15 protein-coding genes are annotated in these 21,683 nt (G+C 47.3%); 8 read left to right on the top strand and 7 right to left on the bottom strand.

Translation table 11 applies throughout. From position 1 onward, the window contains the following. Positions 1-91: 91 nt before the first annotated feature. Both LSG34_RS15135 and LSG34_RS15130 read right to left on the bottom strand, forming a co-directional pair. Positions 92-976, bottom strand: a complete 885-nt coding sequence (locus tag LSG34_RS15135; protein WP_233009945.1) for a LysR family transcriptional regulator — start codon at positions 974-976, stop codon at positions 92-94. A 188-nt stretch (positions 977-1,164) separates the two neighbouring features. Then, entirely contained in the window at positions 1,165-1,812 is a 648-nt protein-coding gene (locus LSG34_RS15130; protein WP_233009944.1) for a class II aldolase/adducin family protein, read from the bottom strand. Positions 1,813-1,894: 82 nt separating this feature from the next. Between LSG34_RS15130 and LSG34_RS15125 the strand changes: the two genes are divergently transcribed. From LSG34_RS15125 to LSG34_RS15100, 6 genes are all read left to right on the top strand, one after another. Continuing rightward, positions 1,895-3,046 carry a methionine aminotransferase gene (locus tag LSG34_RS15125; protein WP_233009943.1) on the top strand — a complete coding sequence of 384 codons (1,152 nt, stop codon included), beginning with the start codon at positions 1,895-1,897 and terminating at the stop codon, positions 3,044-3,046. Beyond that, positions 3,028-3,810 (top strand): amidohydrolase, encoded by a 783-nt coding sequence (locus tag LSG34_RS15120; RefSeq protein ID WP_233009942.1) that lies wholly within the window; start codon positions 3,028-3,030, stop codon positions 3,808-3,810. The genes LSG34_RS15125 and LSG34_RS15120 overlap by 19 nt, the downstream gene beginning before the upstream one ends. Before the next feature lie 9 nt (positions 3,811-3,819). After that, positions 3,820-5,001 (top strand): MFS transporter, encoded by a 1,182-nt coding sequence (locus LSG34_RS15115; RefSeq protein WP_233009941.1) that lies wholly within the window; start codon positions 3,820-3,822, stop codon positions 4,999-5,001. A 101-nt stretch (positions 5,002-5,102) separates the two neighbouring features. Beyond that, a complete protein-coding gene (locus tag LSG34_RS15110; RefSeq protein ID WP_233009940.1) occupies positions 5,103-5,525 on the top strand; it encodes a cytidine deaminase in 423 nt (140 codons plus the stop codon). Between the two features lie 14 nt (positions 5,526-5,539). Next, a complete protein-coding gene (gene deoA, locus LSG34_RS15105; RefSeq protein WP_233009938.1) occupies positions 5,540-6,856 on the top strand; it encodes a thymidine phosphorylase in 1,317 nt (438 codons plus the stop codon). A gap of 113 nt (positions 6,857-6,969) precedes the next feature. Next, positions 6,970-7,851 (top strand): TIGR02285 family protein, encoded by an 882-nt coding sequence (locus tag LSG34_RS15100; protein ID WP_233009936.1) that lies wholly within the window; start codon positions 6,970-6,972, stop codon positions 7,849-7,851. A 7-nt stretch (positions 7,852-7,858) separates the two neighbouring features. Here the strand turns inward: LSG34_RS15100 and LSG34_RS15095 are convergent, their stop codons facing one another. From LSG34_RS15095 to trxA, 3 genes are all read right to left on the bottom strand, one after another. Beyond that, positions 7,859-9,154: an NAD(P)/FAD-dependent oxidoreductase gene (locus LSG34_RS15095; RefSeq protein WP_233009935.1), complete on the bottom strand. Its 1,296-nt coding sequence runs from the start codon at positions 9,152-9,154 to the stop codon at positions 7,859-7,861. A gap of 50 nt (positions 9,155-9,204) precedes the next feature. Beyond that, positions 9,205-10,473 carry a transcription termination factor Rho gene (rho, locus tag LSG34_RS15090; protein ID WP_233009933.1) on the bottom strand — a complete coding sequence of 423 codons (1,269 nt, stop codon included), beginning with the start codon at positions 10,471-10,473 and terminating at the stop codon, positions 9,205-9,207. 193 nt (positions 10,474-10,666) lie between these two features. Then, on the bottom strand, positions 10,667-10,993 hold the full coding sequence (gene trxA / locus LSG34_RS15085; RefSeq protein WP_046518974.1) for a thioredoxin TrxA: 327 nt from the start codon (positions 10,991-10,993) through the stop codon (positions 10,667-10,669). A gap of 98 nt (positions 10,994-11,091) precedes the next feature. Between trxA and rhlB the strand changes: the two genes are divergently transcribed. Then, complete coding sequence (rhlB, locus tag LSG34_RS15080) at positions 11,092-12,363, top strand: ATP-dependent RNA helicase RhlB (protein WP_233009931.1); 1,272 nt, start codon at positions 11,092-11,094, stop codon at positions 12,361-12,363. Further along, entirely contained in the window at positions 12,329-13,873 is a 1,545-nt protein-coding gene (gene gppA, locus LSG34_RS15075; RefSeq protein WP_324077313.1) for a guanosine-5'-triphosphate,3'-diphosphate diphosphatase, read from the top strand. The genes rhlB and gppA overlap by 35 nt, the downstream gene beginning before the upstream one ends. A gap of 46 nt (positions 13,874-13,919) precedes the next feature. Here the strand turns inward: gppA and LSG34_RS15070 are convergent, their stop codons facing one another. Together LSG34_RS15070 and LSG34_RS15065 are read right to left on the bottom strand one after the other, a co-directional pair. Beyond that, complete coding sequence (locus tag LSG34_RS15070; RefSeq protein ID WP_233009929.1) at positions 13,920-17,642, bottom strand: S8 family serine peptidase; 3,723 nt, start codon at positions 17,640-17,642, stop codon at positions 13,920-13,922. Positions 17,643-17,694: 52 nt separating this feature from the next. Next, complete coding sequence (locus LSG34_RS15065; RefSeq protein WP_233009928.1) at positions 17,695-21,327, bottom strand: S8 family serine peptidase; 3,633 nt, start codon at positions 21,325-21,327, stop codon at positions 17,695-17,697. Positions 21,328-21,683: the final 356 nt, after the last annotated feature.

Genomic DNA, 21,683 nt, shown 5'->3' with positions numbered 1-21,683 from the left:
ATCTGGAGTCCGCTCTTACCTACATCCCTGTAAGTAACAACGGCTATAAAAAACAAGGAAAAAATAAGGCGGGGTTTACAGCAACAGATCGTTAAAATGCACGCTGAAAGCTTTGCAGTATCCAATTCACCAGCAGTTGAATTTGTGGTTTGTTCGGGTCCGTTTCGTGTTGCACCAGATAATATTTATCGCGGCTTTCCAGTTCTTCACTGAACAGGCGTTTTAAACTACCGCTGGCAAACCAGGAATGGCTGATAGGCCAAGGCACTAGCGCTATACCCAAACCTTGTTGAGCTGCGCGGGCAACGCTGAACATGCTGTCGAGCTGGATCACTTGTTTTGGCGTAAAGACTTCCAGTTCAAGTTGTTCAGCCCATTGATGCCAGGACCAGGGCCTGGCCTGGTGCACCAGACAAGGCACTTTGGTCAGCGCTTCAAAACCTAATCCATCCAATTGTTGATACAAAGCCGGGTTACAGGCAGGCACGTAGCTGATAGGAAACAACTCATAAGCTATTTTGTCTGTAGGTTTGGCACTGGCCAATAAAATCTGCAGGTCGGTATGTTTAGCCGGATCCTGCCGTGATTTAATGGTTTCAACTTTTAAGTTGATATCAGGATGTTGTTCTGACCAACCCACCAGTTTCGGCACAAATAACTCACTGGCAAAAAACTCTGGCATTGAAATACTGATTTCGGTCGGGTTTTTCTGCAGGCTAAAAGTACGTAAAGTTTGTTCCAGTTCACGCATCAGCGGTAACAAAGCCTGATAAAAGGCTTTGCCTTGTGCTGTCAGCTCAACGGAACGGGTTTGACGCAAAAACAGGTCCAGTCCAAGCTCTGATTCCAGCTGTTTAATTTGGTGACTGACAGCCGAAGGAGTCAGATACAACTGACGTGCGGTTTCTTTAAAACTCAAACAGTCGGCGGCGACACAAAAACAGCGTAGGCCGCGCATCGAGCTATGTATGGCCATAATAATTCACAATTGTTACCAAAGACCCATAACTTAAGCAAAAATAGAACCATATGTTCACGGCTTTGATTCTAAAGGTTTTTTTTATTGTCTACCAGGCGCACTGAACCGAGTCTGGTCAGTGCTGCCCCACTTTGGGGCAATGACGCCAATTTAAAGCAAGCGGACTGAGTATAACGCCTAAATTGTTAATTAAAATGACAACTTGCTTTAATACGGTCCAGTTCGCAGGCAATTAAAAAATGCCAGGTATCCAGATGCCGTTTTGCGCTGTCGATACTGTCGCCCCAGACAGTTAAACCATGGCCCCGTATTAAAAAAGCATGGGGTAAAGCTTCACGAGCAAAGCGTTGGTGTAATTCCTGCAAAGTAAGCTCTGTGTTTTGCGGATCTAAAATAGCCAAAGGGCAACAACTGCGTTGCTCTACAGAAACTGCCACCAGATTTTGCAATTCATAACCAACAAAGAGGTGTTGGTCTGCTTTGATTAAACGAGAGAAAACAGTAGCTTGCACACCATGTGTTTGCAGTATCACTTTATGCTGCGGGTTTTGCTGATACAAAAACTGATGGATAGCTGTTGCTGTGTCTGGTTGATTTTGGCTTGTCCAGTCGTGTGGAATTAAATCAGCAGGGCTTAACTCGGTTTTATCTTTATCAGGCGCTGTAAAAAGCGCGCTATGCTCAGAAGTGCGTATCGAGAATAGTCCGCTGCCGAAAGGCAGCCACTGGCGTTGAGCTATCCAGCGACCTAAAGTACAAAGCTGGATTGCATAAGGATTGAGTTGATTGGTTTGGATAGATTGATTCATCTTGATGTTTAGACGTCTACACATAAAACTGTCTGGATGATAGCATTCGTTCTTTTGTCAGGCCAGTCAGTTTTTTATTGTTTTTGTGCTGTTGTGGGATCAGATTATGAAGTTACAAAGTAAATTGCCCGCCTTAGGCACCACTATTTTCAGTCAGATGTCGCAGTTAGCGGCAGAGCATCAGGCTATTAATTTATCTCAGGGTTTTCCTGATTTCCCGTCCAATCCACGTTTGATTGAATTGCTGGCGCAATCAGCCCGTGAGGGGTTGAATCAGTATGCGCCAATGCCTGGGGTGCTATTGCTGCGACAACAAATTTCAGCTTTGGTACAAGCTTGTTACCAGCGGGATATTTGCCCGGATCAGCAAGTTACTGTCACCAGTGGCGCCACTGAGGCTTTGTTTGTCGCTATTCAGGCTTTAGTTCGCGCTGGTGATGAAGTGATCGTCTTTGACCCTGCATACGACAGCTATCAGCCAGCAGTCGAGCTGGCGGGTGGTTTTACTGTGCATGTGCCTTTGTTGCCGCCTTTGTATCAGGTGGACTGGACTCAGTTAGAAAAACAAATCAGCAAAAAAACGCGGCTGATTATTGTCAACAGCCCGCATAACCCAACAGGAGCTGTGTTTAGCCACCAGGACTGGTTATCGTTGCAGGCGCTGGTGTTAAAGCACCGTTTGTATTGCATCAGCGACGAAGTCTATGAGCATTTAGTTTTTGATGGCACACCGCAATTAAGCGCCAATCAATACCCTGAACTGGCTGAACGCACAGTGGTGGTATCGTCTTTTGGCAAAACCTTTCATGTCACGGGTTGGAAGCTGGGTTATGCCGTGGCTCCTGTTGAGATCACCACAGAGTTTCGGAAAATTCATCAGTATGTCACCTTCTCCAGTTTTACCCCGGCTCAGCATGCAATAGCTCAATTACTGCTCGAACAGCCAGGTGAAGTGCGGGGGCTGGCGGCTTTTTATCAGCAAAAACGTGATCAATTTCGTCACGGCTTGATGAATTCGGCCTGGTCTTTATTACCTTGTCGTGGCAGCTATTTTCAACTGGCCGACTACAGTGCATTCAGTGATTTGGATGATGTGGCGTTTTGTCAGTGGCTGACCCGCGAGCATAAAGTGGCAGCTATTCCGTTGTCGGTGTTTTATCGTCAGCCGCCCAGCCAGCGTATAATCCGCTTTTGTTTTGCCAAAGAGCCTCAGACTTTAGCTTTGGCGACGGAGATTTTATGTCAGTTATCCGAGTAGCGTTAATTCAGTCCGAATTGGTTTGGCAGGACAGTGCTGCCAATCATCAATATTTCGAGCAGCAGATCCAACAGCATAAAGGCGCGCAACTTTTTGTGTTGCCCGAGATGTTTAATACGGGTTTTAGCATGGATTCGACGCGTATTGCTGAAACTATGGAAGGGCTTACAGTACAATGGATGCAGCAGCAGGCTAAGCTTGCAGATGCGGCCATTTGTGGTTCAGTGGCTATTTCTGCCGAAGGTCAGATTTTTAACAGACTGTTGTTTGTGACACCGGACGGTTTGGTGCAGTTTTACGATAAACGTCACCTGTTTCGGATGGGGGGCGAGCAGCAGCATTATCAGGCAGGATCTGAGCGGGTGATCGTCTCTTATCTCGGGTTCCGATTTTGTTTGCAGGTCTGTTATGACTTACGTTTTCCGGTGTTTGCCCGCAATCAACAGGATTACGATGTGTTGATTTATGTGGCGAACTGGCCAGAGCCGCGACGTCAGGTGTGGCGGACTTTATTGCAGGCCCGTGCTATTGAAAACCAGGCTTATGTGCTGGGTTGCAATCGTATGGGTTCGGATGGCAACAGCCTGAACTACAGCGGCGACAGTATGGTGGTGAATTATTTAGGCCAAATCCAGGCTGAACTGTCCATCGGGCAACCTGGTGTGGTATCGGCAGAGCTGAACCTGGATGCTTTACAACAATTTAAACAAAAGTTTCCTGCTTATCTGGATGCAGACCCTTTTGTATTAACGCCCTCATTTTAAGGAGAACCCATGTATCAGCGGCAAGTGACGGTACTGGTGTATTTAAGTTTTATGTTATTGGGTTTACTCAGTATTTTGTGGGGTATTTTGCTGCCTGACATTATGGTGCAGTTGCAGATGTCTCCTGCCGCCAGCGGCTTGTTTTTTGCCTGTTTGTCTATGGGTTCTATTACCGGCGCGTTTTTAGGCGGCAAGTATGTGCAGAAGTTTGAGTTTGTGCCTCTGTTTGCGGTGTTATTACTGACTTTAGTGGTGCTGATTATTGGTGCGTCTTTTGTGCAGTATTGGCCCTTGTTGTTGTTTTTTGTTTTTTCCCTGGGTTTAACCTGCTCAGGTTTATTCACTATAGGCCATACCCTGATTGCCCGGCTGTATGTCGAAAAGCGCGCCCGTATGATGGGCTTTATGGATTTTATGTTTAGTTTAGGCACCTTAGCTGCCCCTTTGTATGTGGTGGTGTTGTATTGGGGTATCGAAGACTGGCGTTGGCCATTACGCATTTTGGCGGTGTTTTTAGCCGGAACAGCGCTATTCGCCTGGTATTTAGGTCGTACTCATCAAAGCCCTGCTCATATGACACATGCCAAAGGGAGTTTGTCGTACCGTCAGGTGATGAAAAAACCTGTGTTTTTTGCGTTGGCTTTGATGATGTTTGGTTATGGCGCTGTAGAGTGGGGTCATGGTAACTGGTTTGTCACTTATGCCAGTCAGGGTTTAGCTTTAAGTACTGAACAGTCGCGCTTAATTTTTGCCTTTTTTACCGGTGGTATGGTGCTGAGCCGCTTAAGTTTTTCATTGTTTTTACGCTGGTTTACCAGCGCCCAGCTCCTGATGATTTTGGTGCTTTGTGCTTTTTGTGGTGCAGTACTGGTAAAAGTCACAGCTGTGCCGGCTTTATTGCAACTGGGTAACTTTGCTTTGGGTTTAGGCTTAGGCGCTATATTCCCGCTGATGTTAACGGCAGCTATGGATCTGGACAGTGCTAATGGTCCTGTGTTGTCAGGTCTTGCCAATATTGGTGGCTCTATTGGCTATCAGGCGGCGGCTTTAGGCACAGGTCTAGCGGCACAACAAGTGGGTATTGCGACCGCCTACTGGCTGATCCCTATACTGGCGGTCTGGCTGCTGGGTACCGTCAGTTATTTCAGTTATTTGTTGCATAAAAAACATACGCAAGCAGTACAAGTTTAACTTTTTTGCTGCATTTGTTGGTTTTATAACCAGCTTGCTCTTGATTCTGAACGGCTTTAGGCGCATAACCTAAGGCCGTATGACCTGCAAGAAATCAGAGTATGACAACAAGTATCCAATGGGCAGAATTAGCCCGCGCTGCGAAGGCAGCATCCGAACAGGCCTACGCGCCTTACAGTAAATTCCCGGTCGGTGTCGCAGTTCAGGCCAAAAGTGGCAAAATCTATTCTGGCTGCAATGTTGAAAACGCTTCTTATGGTGGCACTATTTGCGCTGAGCGTAATGCGATAGCTGCTGCTGTTGTCGCCGGTGAGCGTCAATTTGTTGGCCTGATGGTGTACACCCCACAAGAGCAACTGACCCCGCCTTGTGGGATCTGTCGTCAGGTGATTGCTGAATTTTTTACACCGGACAGCCCGGTGCGTAGCTGCAATCATTTAGAGCAACAACAGGAATGGACACTGGAACAATTATTACCCAGCGCCTTCACGCCGTTGTTTCTGGCTAATAGCAAAAAATTCTGAGTCTGGAGTACATGATGTTATTACCTCAGGAAATTATTAAACAAAAACGTAATGGCGGCGCCTTGACTGAAGCTGCTATCACACAATTTGTCCGTGGTTTAACGGATCAAAGTTTCAGTGAAGGCCAGACGGCAGCACTTGCTATGGCGATTTATCTGAATGGCATGAGCACAGCAGAAACTGTGGCTTTAACCCGTGCTATGCAGCATTCAGGCGCTGTGATGAATTGGACTGATATGCTCGATGGCCCTGTGGTGGATAAACACAGTACAGGTGGTGTAGGGGATAAAGTCAGTTTAATGCTAGCCCCTATGATTGCTGCCTGTGGCGCTTATGTACCTATGATCGCTGGTCGTGGTTTAGGTCATACTGGTGGTACTATCGACAAGCTGGAAGCTATTCCGGGTTATCAGTGTCAGCAGCCTTTGCATAAAATCCAACAGCTAGTGAAACAACAAGGCTGCGTTATTGTCTCGCAAAGTGGCGAGTTGGCTCCTGCTGACCGACGTTTGTATTTAATCCGTGATGTAACGGCTACTGTCGAATCTATTCCGCTTATTACTGCCTCTATCTTGTCGAAAAAGCTGGCCGCTGGGCTGCAGGCTTTGACTATGGATGTAAAAATTGGCTCAGGCGCCATTATGAAAAACGTCGCAGACGCTTCAGCTTTGGCCAAAAGTATTGTGAATACGGCTAAAGGTGCTGGTGTACCAACTCAGGCTTTATTAACAGATATGAACCAGACTTTGGGTGCAACAGCAGGTAATGCGCTGGAAATATTGGAAACGCTGGACTATTTAACGGGTAAATACCGTGAATCACGTTTGCATCAGGTCACTTTAGAACTAGGTGCCAGCATGTTGCAGTTAGGTGGCTTATTTGAAGATAAAACCAGTGCTATTGCTGCCTTAGAGCTGAGTTTAACCAGCGGTAAAGCTGCGGAGATTTTCAGTAAAATGGTGGCGGCCCAAGGTGGTCCAGCCGACTTACTGGAAAAACCTGAACTCTATCTGGCCAAAGCCAAAGTCGTGTTGGATATCAAAGCTCCTGTTGCTGGTTATCTGAATAAAGCCGACACCACTGCTATTGGTATGGCTGTGGTTCGTTTAGGCGGTGGCCGTGCTCACCCGGATCAGGTGATCAACATGGCTGTGGGTTTCAGTGATGTAAAAGCTTTGGGCGCTAAAGTGGTTACAGGTGATCTATTAGCACGGGTTCACGCCGACACTATGGAAGCGGCAGAACACGCTAAAACCGAATATCTGGCTGCTTTGAGTATTGAGCCTGTCGCTGTGACTGTCGACCCCATCATTCACTTAGTGATTGATTAGGCATTAAAAAAAGGCGCAAGCAAAGGCTTAACACCTGACTTTTGCTTGCGACGAACGACCTTGTTGCTGATCAAGGCATTTGCTACTGTACTGCTTCTTTGCAAGGAGGCTGGATGAAGCAGTTTAGTAGTTTTATCGTTTTGATCTTATGTGCTTTTACTACGTCTGCACAGCCTGTGATGCAGTGGTATACCAGCCATTGGCCGCCTTACCGTATCAGTGAAGGAGCTTATGCCGGACAAGGCTCCTTTGATTTGCTGTTAGCTCAGCTGACAAAAGCTTTACCCCAGTATCAACATAAGATCCATCAAATTCATTTGGCCCGCATCGTTAAAGTGTCGGCCACAACCAACGAAAGTCACTGTACCTTCGGTTTACGTTATACGCCTGATCGTGACAAACGCAGCTATTTTTCTCAGCCTGCTGGTTTATTGCCTAATCTTGCCGTCAATAGCCTGCAGCAGCACGAAAAACTTAAAACCTTTGACCCACAACAAGCTGTGCAGATGAAAACATTGGTGAAAGATCCGGATTTACTTGGGCTGATTGAAAATGACCGGGCTTATCCTGCAGTGATTGCTGCGCAAATTAATAAAGCTGGCAGTAATCTGGGTGGCAGTTCAATGACCACTATGAATCCGGCACAGTTACTGGCGGCAAAACGGGTAGATTACGTTATAGATTATCCGAATCGTTTACGCTATTTCAGTGCGGAAGCAGGGCAAGATGTCCAGCTTGAGTTCAGACCAATAGCGGAAATCCCAAGCTTTTCTTACACCTATGTCAGCTGTTCTAAAACCGAAACAGGTAAAGGCTGGATGACAGATATTGACGCGGCACTGAATGAATTAAAACAAAAGCCAGAGTACAAGAGTGCGATGTATCGTTGGTTTTCAGAGCAGGAAAAGCAACTGCTGGAGCCGCATTACAGCGGATTTCAGCAAACCCGGCTTTTTGTGCCAGAGCAGGCTGAAACCCGTTTTAGTGATCTGTAATCTGGTTTTAATGCAGCTTTAAGCGTGGTCTGATGATTTTATTGATTTTGCCTATCACCGAAATCACCATTGTGCGGAACCAGCCATGTAAGGCCACCTGGTGCATACGATACAAAGATACATAAGCCAGACGAGCAATACGGCCTTCAATCATCATGGCGCCACCGACCAGATTACCCATCAGGTTACCTACAGTACCAAAACGGCTCAATGAAATAAGTGAGCCGTGATCTTTGTACTTGTAAGCCGTCTGGGCTTTACCTGCCAAAGCAGCCGTCAGGTTTTTCAAAACATGGCTGGCCATCTGATGCGCCGACTGAGCCCGTGGTGGCACCCATTTGTTATCCGGCAACGGATAACCTGCACAATCACCAATGACATAAATCTGACTATCTATGCTGCTTTGCAAAGTAGGCAATACCATCAACTGGTTAATGCGGTTAGTTTCTAAACCATCTAAATCTTTTAAGAAATCCGGCGCTTTAATACCAGCAGCCCAAACCATCAGTTCTGCCTGTAAATGTTCATCACCCAGCTGCAGGCCATGTTCGTCCGCAGCTGTGACTTTGGTACTGACCCGCACATCTACACCCAGTTTAAGCAATTCCTTGTGCGCTGCTGCTGCAATACGTTCCGGCAGTGCTGGCAGAATACGGGGACCAGCTTCAATCACAGAGATTTTTAAGCGGTCACGTTTCATATCGTTAAAGCCGTACAAATTCAGTTCTGCTGCTGCATGGTGCAGTTCCGCCGCCAGTTCAACACCAGTTGCTCCAGCTCCTACTATAGCGATATTCAGATTTTCTTTCGGATGCAAAGGAGAGTTCAGCTTTAAATAGGCTTCAAGTAAACGGCGATGAAAGCGGTTAGCCTGTGAAGGGCTGTCGAGGAAAATACAGTGTTCCTGCACACCTGGCGTATTAAAGTGATTCGATACACTGCCAATGGCAAGCACCAGATAATCGTAATGAATGCGGCGCTCTTCCAGCACCACTTCACCACTTTCATCCAGCACGGCAGCCAGGGTCACCTGACGCTCTGCTCTGTTCAGGCCGGTAAAGGTACCGAGTTGAAAGTCAAAGCCATGAGCTCTGGCATGAGCACGATAAGTGACCTGATCAATATCCACATCCAGCGTGCCAGTTGCTACTTCGTGTAACAAAGGTTTCCAGATGTGAGTGGAGTTTCTGTCTATCAGGGTAATAGCCGCTTTGCCCTTACGGCCAAATTTATTACCAAGGCTGGTTGCCAGTTCCAATCCACCGGCACCACCACCAATGACTACGATCTGCGGAGTTGTCATCTGCTGTTTTCTCACATAAAAAAAACCGGCAACAAGGCCGGTTTGAGGGGTTAACTATTTTTTTGCCGTTTCATCGACTCAAAAAACTCGTCGTTGGTTTTGGTCATCGACAGTTTATCGATCAGGAACTCCATGCAGTCTGTTTCATCCATTGGATGCAGAATTTTGCGCAGGATCCACATTTTCTGCAGCTCTTCAGGTGAGGCCAGCAGCTCTTCGCGGCGGGTACCTGAGCGGTTAAATTCAATAGCTGGGAAAATACGACGTTCAGCAATTTTACGAGACAGGTGTAATTCCATATTACCTGTACCTTTAAATTCTTCGTAAATCACTTCGTCCATCTTCGAACCGGTATCGACCAAAGCTGTAGCGATAATGGTTAAGCTGCCACCTTCTTCCACGTTACGGGCTGCACCAAAAAAGCGTTTTGGTTTGTGTAAAGCGTTGGCGTCTACACCACCTGTTAATACCTTGCCTGAGCTTGGGATCACAGTGTTGTATGCACGAGCTAAACGGGTGATAGAGTCGAGTAATATGATCACGTCTTTTTTGTGTTCAACTAAACGCTTGGCCTTTTCGATCACCATTTCGGCAACCTGAACGTGACGGCTGGCTGGTTCGTCGAAGGTAGAAGCAACAACTTCACCTTTAACCAAACGCTGCATCTCGGTCACTTCTTCCGGACGTTCGTCAATCAGCAATACCATCAGCACACATTCAGGGTGGTTGGCAGCAATAGACTGGGCAATGTTTTGCAGCAAAATCGTTTTACCGGCTTTTGGCGGTGCAACAATCAAACCACGCTGACCACGACCAATAGGAGAGGCCAGGTCTAATACACGGGCTGTGATGTCTTCTTTACTGCCATTACCACGTTCCATCCGTAAACGGGAATTGGCGTGCAGCGGCGTTAAGTTTTCAAACAGAATTTTGTTACGTGCTTGCTCAGGACGACCGAAGTTCACTTCGTTCACTTTCAGCAATGCAAAATAACGTTCGCCTTCTTTTGGCGGGCGAATTAAGCCAGAAATGGTGTCACCAGTACGCAGGTTAAAGCGTCTGATTTGGCTTGGAGAGACGTAAATGTCGTCCGGACCAGCCAAATAGGAGCTGTCAGAAGAACGTAGGAAACCGAAGCCATCGGTTAGAATTTCAACAACGCCGTCACCAAAAATCTCTTCGCCGTTTTTGGCGTGGGATTTTAAGATAGCGAAAATAATGTCTTGCTTACGTAAGCGGGCCATGTTTTCCAGGCCCATAGACTCGGCTAAATCAACCAGCTCGTTAATCGGCTTCAGTTTTAGTTCGGTTAAATGCATATGATGGGTTCTTGTTGGTCAAACAGAATTAAATTGCTTGCCGCTGATTAAAAGGAAGTAGGCTTAGGTTTAGTCAACGGAAAAGCGTGGTTACAGGGATTTGTTGCTGCGTTACACATTAGCAGGATAATTTTCAGTCGTCCAGCCGTAAAAAACAAAAAGGCGTATAAAAATACGCCTATTTGTGATTGACTTAGATGTTGCTGTCTAAAAACTCTTTTAACTGAGTTTTAGATAAAGCGCCAACTTTGGTCGCTGCAACCTGACCGTTTTTGAATAACAGTAAAGTTGGGATACCACGAATACCAAATTTTGGTGGCGTGCCAGGGTTGTGGTCGATGTTGACCTTAGCCACTGTTACTTTACCTGCGTATTCTTGTGCTACTTCGTTGAGGATAGGTGCAATCATTTTGCACGGACCACACCATTCAGCCCAAAAATCGACCAGGACAGGGGCAGCAGCTTTTAACACGTCGGCTTCGAAGCTGTCGTCTGACACCTGCAGAATATGTTCACTCATTTCATTCTCCAATTGCTTTGGGCATAACTATAAAAAAGTATTGTCAATTTTATCCGGACTGTTTCTTATTGCAAGCGTAACGGTTATGCTTAGCGCGTATGAATAAAACACACTTAACTCAGCATAAATTTGCCGATTTCGCATTGGCTCCACAGGTTCTTGCCGCTTTGGCCGCGCAAGGTTATGACCATTGTACCCCAATCCAGGCTCAATGTTTGCCTCTTGCGTTAGCTGGCAAAGACATTGCGGGCCAGGCACAAACAGGTACTGGTAAAACTCTCGCCTTTCTGACGGCAACTTTCCATCATTTGTTAACCCATGAGCCAAAGGCTAAAGGTCAACCTCGTGCCATCATTATGGCTCCTACGCGCGAACTGGCTGTTCAGATCCATCATGACGCTCAAGCCTTAGCTAAAACTTCAGGTTTAAAGCTTGCTTTGATTTATGGGGGCGAGGGTTACGATTCTCAACGTCAATTGTTGGAACAAGGTGCAGATATTTTAATTGGCACCACAGGTCGCTTAATTGATTATCTGAAACAAGGCCTGTACGACCTGTCACAAATTCAGGTGGTGGTATTGGATGAAGCCGATCGTATGTTCGATTTGGGCTTTATTAAAGATATCCGTTTTATGTTCCGTCGCATGCCGCCAGTGACTGAACGTTTGAGCTTGTTGTTCTCCGCTACTTTGTCTTACAAGGTGCAGGAACTGGCGTTTGAGCAGATGAACCAGCCCGTGCATATTCACGTGGCGCCTGAACAAATGACCGGCTCACGTATTTCTGAAGAATTATTTTATCCGTCAGACGAACACAAAATGAAATTGTTGCTGACGTTGATGGAAGAAGAATGGCCTGATAAAGCCATTGTTTTTGCTAATACCAAACACAGCTGTGAAGATATTCACGCCTGGTTGGAAGCCGATGGTCACCGTGTTGGTTTACTGACAGGTGATGTGATCCAGAAAAAACGTTTACGTATTCTGGAGGATTTCACCAGCGGTAAACTGGATATTCTGGTTGCAACAGACGTTGCCGCCCGTGGTTTACATATTCCTATGGTCAGTCATGTCTTTAACTACGACTTACCGGACGACTGTGAAGACTATGTACACCGTATTGGCCGTACTGGCCGTGCCGGTGAAAGTGGCAAAGCCATCAGTTTTGCCTGTGAGCGTTATGCACTGAACCTGACGGCTATTGAAGACTATATCCGTCATGCAATTTCAGTCACTCAGTACGATACTTCTGCGTTGCTGGAAGATTTGACCGTGCCAAAACCACGGGTCAGACGTCGTCCGGGTCAAGCTCGCAGCGGTGGACGACCTAATCAGAATGGGCCAAGAAACCCACGTAGCCGCCCGCGCTAAGTCTATGGACGGCGCAGGAAAACCGACACAGCATAATGATATTTATGCTGTGATCGATCTCGGCTCCAATAGCTTTCATATGTTGATGGTGAAAGTGGTTGGTGGCAGCGTCCAGGTGATAGGCCGGGTCAAACGTAAAGTGCGTTTGGCCGCAGGTTTAAACGACAGTTTAGTGCTCAGCAAACAAGCCATGACCCGGGGTTGGGAATGCCTGGCTTTGTTTGCTGAACGTCTGCAAGATATTCCTTCCGCTAATATCCGTATCGTTGGTACAGCGACACTTCGATTAGCCCGTAACGTCAAAACCTTTCTGGTTGAAGCTGAAGCTATTTTAGGCCAGCCTATTCAGGTGATTTCCGGAGAAGAAGAAGCCCGCATTATTTATCTGGGCGTTGCTCATACCTCCAATTGTGACTCTAATCGTCTGGTGATCGACATAGGTGGCGCTTCGACAGAAATCGTTGTAGGGCAGGGCTTCCAGCCTATTTTATTGTCCAGTCTGAATATGGGCTGTGTGACTTTTCTTGAACGTTATTTTGAAAACAATGAATTAAGCGAAGCCAACTTTAATGCAGCTATTGCTGCTGCAGAGCAGGAAATTCTCACTATCAGTGAGCAGTACCTGACGCAGGGCTGGCAAAATGCCGTGGGTGCGTCCGGCACAGTGCAGGCGATGCAGGAAATCTTAGTAGGTCAGGGCAAAGATGAAGTCATCACCTTGCCACGACTGGAAGCCATTATGCAGCAGGCTCTGGCCTGTGGTCATATGGATCAGCTGAATCTGCCTGGTTTAGCTCAGGAACGTAAACAAGTGTTCCCTTCAGGTTTGGCTATTTTAATTGCCCTGTTCCGAGTGTTGAATATCAGTGGCATGACCTTGTCCGGCGGTGCTTTGCGCGAGGGTGTGCTCTACAGTATGTTACCGCAGTTGCAACATCAGGATGTTCGTGCCCGCACTATGCAAAGCATGATGGTGCGTTATTACATTGACCAGCAACATGCAGAGCGGGTGGCGGATATGGCAGCTACTTTGGCCGATCAGCTGCATCAGCAATGGAATTTAGCCAGTTTTGAAGGTTTAGCCATGTTGCGTTCAGGTGCGTTATTGCATGAGCTGGGCCTGTTGATTGAATACAAAAACCATCACCATCATGGCGCTTACATTATCAGCCATGCCGAACTGCCAGGTTTTACCCGTGCTCAGCAACAACTGCTGATGGCTTTGGTGTACAACCACAGAGCCGATATTCATAAAGAAATTCTGTCGAAACAAACTATGACCTCAGTGTTGCTCGCTGTGCGGTTAACCCGTTTATTGCGGCTGTCGGTGATTTTGTCGATGCGTCGTCGGCATGAAGTGCTGCCTGAAGTGCAAATCACAGCACAAGCTGAAGCTTTGACTTTAACTTTGCCTGAAGGCTGGTTGGATCATCACCCACTAATGCGTGCCGAGCTGGAACAGGAAATGCTGTATCAGCAACAGGCAGGCTGGCAGTTGGCTATAGAATAAAAAAGGCCAGAGTTTTAGCTCTGGCCTCTGAATTACTAAGCTTAGTTTAACGTTTTAATCTTCTGCTTACCGGCACTAACAACAGCATCAGACTGAACCAGCCCAAACTGCCACTGCTTTTCTTTTCTGGTGCTTTCAGCGCTATGCTGACGGTTGCTGTGGCAGTACTTTCATCTTCTGCACCAACTGCTTTTAATTGCAGTACTACGGTGCTGTCTTGCTGCACCTCTGGCGCCTTCAGGCTGACAGTGCCTGTTTTATCTCCGTTTAATGTCACTGTTGGACCTGAAGTTTGAGTCCACTGATAACTGACGGCTTCAGTTCTGCTACTGACAGCTGCAACAGTCACTGTGTCACCGGCTTTTGCACTCAGACTGGCATTGTTCTGGCCGTTAATGCTGAGCTTCAGTTCAGCCAATACCTTCACTGCCGGAGCTTCGATAACAGCTGATGTGTCGTCTTGCTGATACTGCAAAGACCAACTGATTTCGCCCAGTTGGTTGGCATTATCAGGGGTTAAGGTCAGATCAAGAGTCTGAGCTGCAGCATCTGCGGCTTGCGTCAGTTCGATACTGTTATCATTCACCGCAGAACCTGACAGTGTCCAGCCTGTTGGCAATTGAGCCGCTAACTCCAACGTTCTGGCTTGTCCTGAGCTGTTAGCCGCAATCTGTAATTGATAGCTTAACGCCTTGCCTGCCAGTTCAGTGGTTTTGCTGCTGCTCAGTTTGACTAAGCTCTGTTGTTGTTGCAGATTGATTTGCAAAACAGAGGCTAAATCTCCCTGTGGATTGGTCAGAATTGTATCCGCAATCCAGAGCTCGTCTGTGTCACTTTCCGGCAGTTTCCAGTCTAACTTGAGGCTGTATTCAGTAGCAGATGACGGCACAACAGTGGCTTGCAGATTGTCACTTTGTTCTGCACTGTCTGACTGCGCGACACGGATTTCTATCTGATCGGTCGCACCTGGTGCGCTGCCCTGGAAGTTATGCACGGCCAGCCAGTAACGACCTGGTGTCAGATCCGAACTATTACATACTTCATTGTTATCTGGTCCAGCGCTGGTGCAAATCAAACCAAAGTATTCGTCGGCGTCAGGACGACCATTCAGGTTTAAATCACGGCCTACGTAGAAATCCAAGTCCTGACTTGTAGTATCCAGTACTTCGGCATATATCCTTTGTGTATCTGAAGTGATTTGCAGTGGAATTGCATGAGTAGATTCAGTGATTCTGGCCCAGTCGTTGCCTGAAGGTTCTGTCAGTGGCGCTTTCAGCTCAAAGCTATGTTTTTGTGCTTTGGTTAGGCCAATGGTTTGCACTGCCAACTCTGCTGGTGACGTCGCCGAGACAAAACCTGATACCAGAGCAGAGCCTGAGCCCTGTTGTGCTGTGAGTTTACTTTGCTCTGGGCCTGTGCCTGCTTTAAATCTAACGGAAACAGGCATTTTTAGCTTCTGCTGGCCTTCAGTCAGTACCAGTGACGCAAATTGCCAACCCGTTTTACTTTGAGCATTAAAGTGGGCAGTAATCACCAGTTCCTGCGATTCACCTTCAGCTAAGCTGAAACTTGCCGGGCTAACGCTGATATCCATAGCACCCTGAATCATTTCTGCGCTGCTTTGCCAGCTACCTGATTTAGTGGCTGTGACAGTGCGGGTCCAGCTGCAACTTAGTAAACAATCTGCCTGCACTAAGCTTGGAATGTTGAGCTTAGTCGGATCTCCACCCAGATTTGGATCTTCAGCCAGATAATCATCTTTAGTGATATCCAGCAACAAGCCTGTTTTAGCGGCTTCATGCACCTGCACCATACCGGCACCCATTTCAAAAGGTGTGGCTTGTTCTGTGGTGCCGTCCAGATTATCGTCCTGACGCACTGCCGTATTGGCGGTTAGCATTAAGGCGGATTGTGCCTGAGCTGGAGTCCAGTCCGGGTGCAGCGCTTTTAGTAACGCCAAAGCTCCTGCCACATGAGGGCTGGCCATTGAAGTTCCGTCCAGCATGCCGTAGTCGGCCTCTGCTTTGGTATTGTTGTAAGGCTGATATCTGGCGTAGGCGGCATAAATACCCACACCTGGAGCAGACAAGGCCGGAGTCAGGTAGCTGTTATAAGGCAAAGCCGGACCACGAGACGAAAAGGCACCTAAGATACTGCCTTTAGTGGCGTCCGCAATCATTTCCGAGGCGCTTATACTGACCTGAATACCTGCTGTTGTCAGTTCACTCAGTAAAGTTGCACCGTCGGCTATGCTCAGGTTTATAGCAGGTAAGGAATGCAGATCTGCATCCACTGTGTTGGCACCGCCTTCCACGTTTATCAGCACCATACCCAAAGCACCGCCAGCTTTCACGTTACGGCCTTTTTCGACCCGCGCAATTTCGCCACGACGACACAGGACAATTTTACCGTCAAAGGTACCTGCAGCAAAAGGCTGCATACAGTTGCCGTCACCCGCTGTACTGGCATCGACTAATAAACCACTGATAGCGGAAGTCACACCTTTACCTGTCAGAGTAACGCCACTGGGCAGACTGATAGTCTTATCGGTAAAAGCACGGTCATGAGTGGCCGCTGCAACAGAGGTCAGCCAGGGCGCATTGCCTGGGCTGCGCACAGTGCTGGCGTCCGGGCCTGAGTTACCTGCTGACGTGGCCACATGCAAACCAAAAGCTCTGGCATTTAAAAAGGCTAGCGCTTGAGTGGAGTTCCATGGATCTTCTACCGGTCCACCGACCGAGTAATTAATCACCTGCACACCATTGATAATGGCATGTTCCAGTGCCTGAATCGCTAGCTCTGGGAAACATCCGACTAAGCCATCGTCGGCCTGACCCGGAAAGCAAACCTGATAAGAGACGATATTGGCATGAGGGGCTACACCGCTAACCATAGGGAAGCTGAATTCCGCCTGGTCTCCTACCGGATTAAAAGCTGGTACCTGATGTAACTCATTGCCTGCCACAGTTGAAGCGACGTGGCTACCGTGACCGTTAAAGTCATACCCTATCTGAGTGCGTTCAGCTAAATCGGCATATTTAGGGTCGAGCAAAGGAGGGTATTGGCCTATGATGTCGGGAAAACTGACAACCCCAATCAGTTTATCATTACAGTACTGAGCATAAATCTGGCAATCACCCAGATAGTTGCCATCGCCTAATGGGTTTTGGTGATCATAGCCATCAGCTCCTATATCGGCAAAGCTGGGGTGATCGGTGTTAATACCGGTATCAAGAATGCCTACTATCACGTTTTCGCCTTTAGTGGCTGTGATACCTTGCTCACCTGCCCATACTTTGGCTGCGCCTATGTAAGCTGGACCAGAGTCTGTCATCAGATAATGCATCTGACGCTTTTCTACTGCAGCTATGCCGGGTTGTTTAGCGAGTTCTTTTGCAGTGTCAGCATCCATTTTGACTACTGCAGCGTTGACGCTGTATTGATAAGAGGTCAGTGTCTGCAGTGGGCGTTTTAAGGTTTTGCTGGCCTGTTGCAGCTGAGTTTGCTGTTGACGCTTTAATTGTTGTACATAACTTTTGCTGCCGGCGGATTTGGCGTTCAGCGTACCTTGAGTGGCTAAGGCTGAATTGGCCAGAGCCGGCGCAGTAAAACGGACAAAATAGACATCATCAGATGCAGCAGACAAGGCTTTCTCCGTCGCTGCTGTCACTTTATTGAGTTTATTGGGTAGTGCATCATCACTGGTGGTTTGTGCTGCTAATAGCGGGCTTATGGCCGCTATAGCTAAGTAAAAACTCTTATATTTCATAAACTAACCTTTATTGTTTGTGGCTCCCACAGGGAGCCTTTGTCGGATTCAGTTAAGCGGCGCGACGCTGAGCTAAGTGCATAACACCAGTCATTCCCAGCAGAACTAACCACAAATAACTGATACTACCGCCAGAGCTTTGAGCCGGAGCTTCAGGCACTGTCAGCTTCAGTTCAGCTGTAGTTTTATGGTCGCCATCCGTGGCTGTGACGGTAATAGTGCTGCTTTGCGAGACGGTGCCATGCAACAGCTGTTGTTCTGCGTTGTACTTCAGGCCCGTTGGTAAAGCGCTTAGACTTAAAGTTAAGCCGTCTTGATCTGCGTCACTAAACCAGGTGCTTAATGACACAGAGACTTCCTGGCCGGTCGTCAATTGATAACTGGTTTGTACTGCGCTGGACAGTTGTGGAGCATTGTCATTGATGTTTTGCAACTTGACTGTGACTGGAACTGCAGCAGAAAGCATGTCGTCCCCCAGGTTGGCTTGAACCTTAAAGGTCAGTTCAGATTGGGTTTCAAAGTCCAAAGTGTCGGCGTTGGCCACCAACAATTCGCCTTCAGGAGTTAAACGGATGGGATTGCCCGGAATTGCATCCACTATGGCTAACAGATGTTTGCGATCCGATGTCAACTGACCACCTTCAGCAAAATAACCAAAACTATCCAGTTGCACAAAACCCAGGCTGGTGCCAGTTGCCGTATGTTCAAGCGTCAGGAATTGTTGGCCTGCTCTTGGCGTCGCAATGGTGCTTTTGGTATCACCTGTTCTGATTTCAGCTACCAGGTTAAAGTTGGAGTCCAGAGCCATCAACATAAAACCGTTACCACAGGTATAACCAAAGCCGCAGTAACCCTCGTTGATGCCGGTAATAGTGGCGGACTCACCAGGAGCTAAGCTCAGTCGTTCAGTGTAAACACGTTCAGGTTCTGCTACAGGGGCCGGACTTAATAAAATCCGATTGGATTGGTTGTCTGTTTTTTCAATCAGATTACCGAACCAGTCATATTCGTAGGTAATGTGAATGGCACCCATATTAACCGGATTAAACTGCATGATAGGTTCAGAGGCTTCAGGCATGGCGTCACGGTCAGTGCTGACGATATAACCTAAATTATGGTTTAAATCTTCCGGAATAATTCCCCATGGCTCAAGCTCTTCCAGGCAATATTCCACCAATACATTGCTACTGTCGCTGGTAAAACGGACCGGCAATTTAGTAGGCTTAAAACGGGCAGTAGGATTATTGATATCGTATTCCATACTCAGGTCGGTGTAGTAACCCACAGGTTTACCCGTAACAAAATCAATACTGACATAACCACGCAGCAATACGTCGGCTTCGGTACTGTTTGTTAATGCCTGATTGGCGGGCAGAGTGGCATTATTGGCGGTAAAGTCGTGTTTAAAAATCTCCCAGGCTACCAGCGCATCGCCACGTTCGATGTAATTCGCTGTTGCGAGTTCTTTTGGCAGGAAAAAGCTGGTGGCTACAGAAAACTTCTGACCACTGCTGCAACTGGCATCAGGAAATACACCATTGCCTACAGCTTTAAGTACCGCACCTTCAGACTCCTGCAGATGCACAGGCATAGCAGTGCGTTGCCTTAAGGTAGGGTAAACCGCATATTCGACCGTTTTATCTGAAGTGTTTTTAAAGTCCTGAGCCAATACTTTATAATTCTCAAAGTACTTAGCCCCTATGGTGGAGCGATAACCATCTAAAGATAAAAACTCGTCAAAGCTGCTGTAGTTTTTCTGTATATCAGCTTTGGTTCTGGCTCTAACCTGCCAAGCCAATTGACTGGTTGGCTGGCCTTCACTACTCAATTGAATATAACCATCCAGTTCAGTTTCACGCCATTTTTCTGCGCTGTAATCGTCACCCGTCAACATAGGCCAGTTAGCCAATAAAGCAGAGTCGATCGTTAAGCTAACCGGAACTAAGGTTGAGCGGCCTGCACCAATAGTGACAGAAGTGGCATGTTGCCAGCTTAAGGCTTTATGACGCTCCGGCTGATTGGCATTGACTGCAATTTTGTAGGTTAATGCTTTGTCGGTTAGGTTGCGCAGATAAATATGCCGGCTTAAGGTTGTGCTTTGATTCGCTGGTACTTCCTGCAAGCCAAAGTTAATACCAGTTTGGTTGGTGTCTGCATCCCAGGCTAATAAAGCGCTTTTTTGTGCTGAGGTTGCATCTACTACACCATGGCCTATCCAACTGACTTCAGCCTGCGCTCCACCATCTGGTGTCATGACTTCTGCATTGGCGGTTGTGTTAATCAAAGCCTTCAGCTCAACACCTGTTAACTTCGGATGTTGGGCTTTTAATACAGCTGCAGTAGCGGCGGCATGAGCTGCTGCATAAATAGAACCTTGAGCTGTGGCCGTGGCTTCACCAGTGCCTACAGCTGCTGCGGTAATATCTTTGGCTTGCGCTATGACGTCGGGCTTTAATAACTCCAGTTCACCACGAACAGGGCCGTGAGGTGAGTTGGCATCGACTTTTATTCGGTCGCCATCTGTATAGGCAGAGCCTACCGCCAAAGCCGCAGGTGCAGTGGCCTGATAAGGGGTAGCGAAACGGTTCGATGACTCAAATTCCCCCTGAGCAACCACTAATAACGAGCCTGCACTGGCAGCTCTTTGAATGGCTGCAGCATATAAGGATAACTGGTCTCCACCATTGTCTTTCTGGCTATAGATACCATGGCCGTAAAATTGGAAATCTAACAAAATCACATCAGCTTTATCTGATAAATCACCATCGCCATTTGGGTCTAAAGCCCATTCCATAGCTCTGGATAAAATGGCGTGATCCGGACCTGCCAGAGAAGCAATTTCGCCGTTTTCCGCCATGATGTTATACATTTTACCAGCGCGAATTTGTGCTGCCGGTGCTAACTGGTGAATATAGGACGCCAGCAAGGTGCCGCGGCCTGTAGGATATGCACCACCTGGTAATTCATAGACAAGGTCAGATTCAATAGGGTTGTCGTCATAACCAAAGCTGAAGTCGGGGTGGTCGGAAATAAAGTCACGGCCTGAGGTCACTACAGTGGTAGGAAAGCCTTTGTAGGGGCCCCCCGCATTTTTAATGGCTTGTTGATAAGCTTCGGCTGTACCGGCTCCACCTAATAACTTGTGAGTGTAATCCACACCTGTAGATAAAACGGCTATGGTGACCCCTTTGCCACCATCCAGGCCTGCCAACGCGGCCGGCAGTTCTGCGGACGCAGCAAATTTATGCAGCTGTTGCGGAACAGGTTGTGTGCTGAGTAACTGGGCTTTTAAAGCGGGGTCAAGTTTGGTGACTTTTTTCACATCCGCCATAGATGTCAATTGCGTTGCCTGTTGTTCGGACAGTTCTACAGAGATCTGGTTGTCAAACAGTACACTTTGTCCCAGCACTTTGATCTGACCAAACTGACTTTTCAGAGTGCTGATAAATTGTGCTTGTTGTTTTTTGATGGCCTGATGTTGAGCTTTATCAACCTGGCCTTGTTGTAAGGCGCTGTCGAGTTTCAGTTCAATGCTGTAAACGGCCACTGTATCTGCAGCTATTGTGGTGGCCGCAAAAGGCTTTTGTTCTGACAAGACGGGCAGATGAGCTGTTGCCGCCAAAGCAGGAGTTGACGACAGTGCCGCCAGTATAGCCCCCGCCAGACTGTGAATAGTTCTTGGCATGGAATCCTCTTTAAATTGTTACACCTGGAATTAGGTTTTTTTAGTTATTTTTATGTCTTTTGCGGGCAAGCTGATATGACCGGAAAATGACAGTTTGACGCTAACAAAACTGCCGATTCTGGCTCAATAGGGGGATTCTCAGTTTTCTGTCGAATATATATCTTTAAATTATCTATCCGTTATTAATCAATTGGTTAGTCTGTTCCTTTTGTGGTTATGCCAACATGTTTTAACGCCATAAAACATTGGATTACAGTCGTTAACAATATGGCGGGCTGGGTGAGCACCGTTGGCATTGACACTCTGTCAGCTGCTGTTATACAAGTGCAGAAACCCATTAGAAAAAGTATAAATTT

The organism is Rheinheimera faecalis (assembly GCF_021290965.1).
Lineage (GTDB): Bacteria > Pseudomonadota > Gammaproteobacteria > Enterobacterales > Alteromonadaceae > Pararheinheimera > Pararheinheimera faecalis.
The sequence above is the reverse complement of the archived record's forward strand: the minus strand, read 5'-3'. Positions and strand labels throughout refer to the sequence as shown.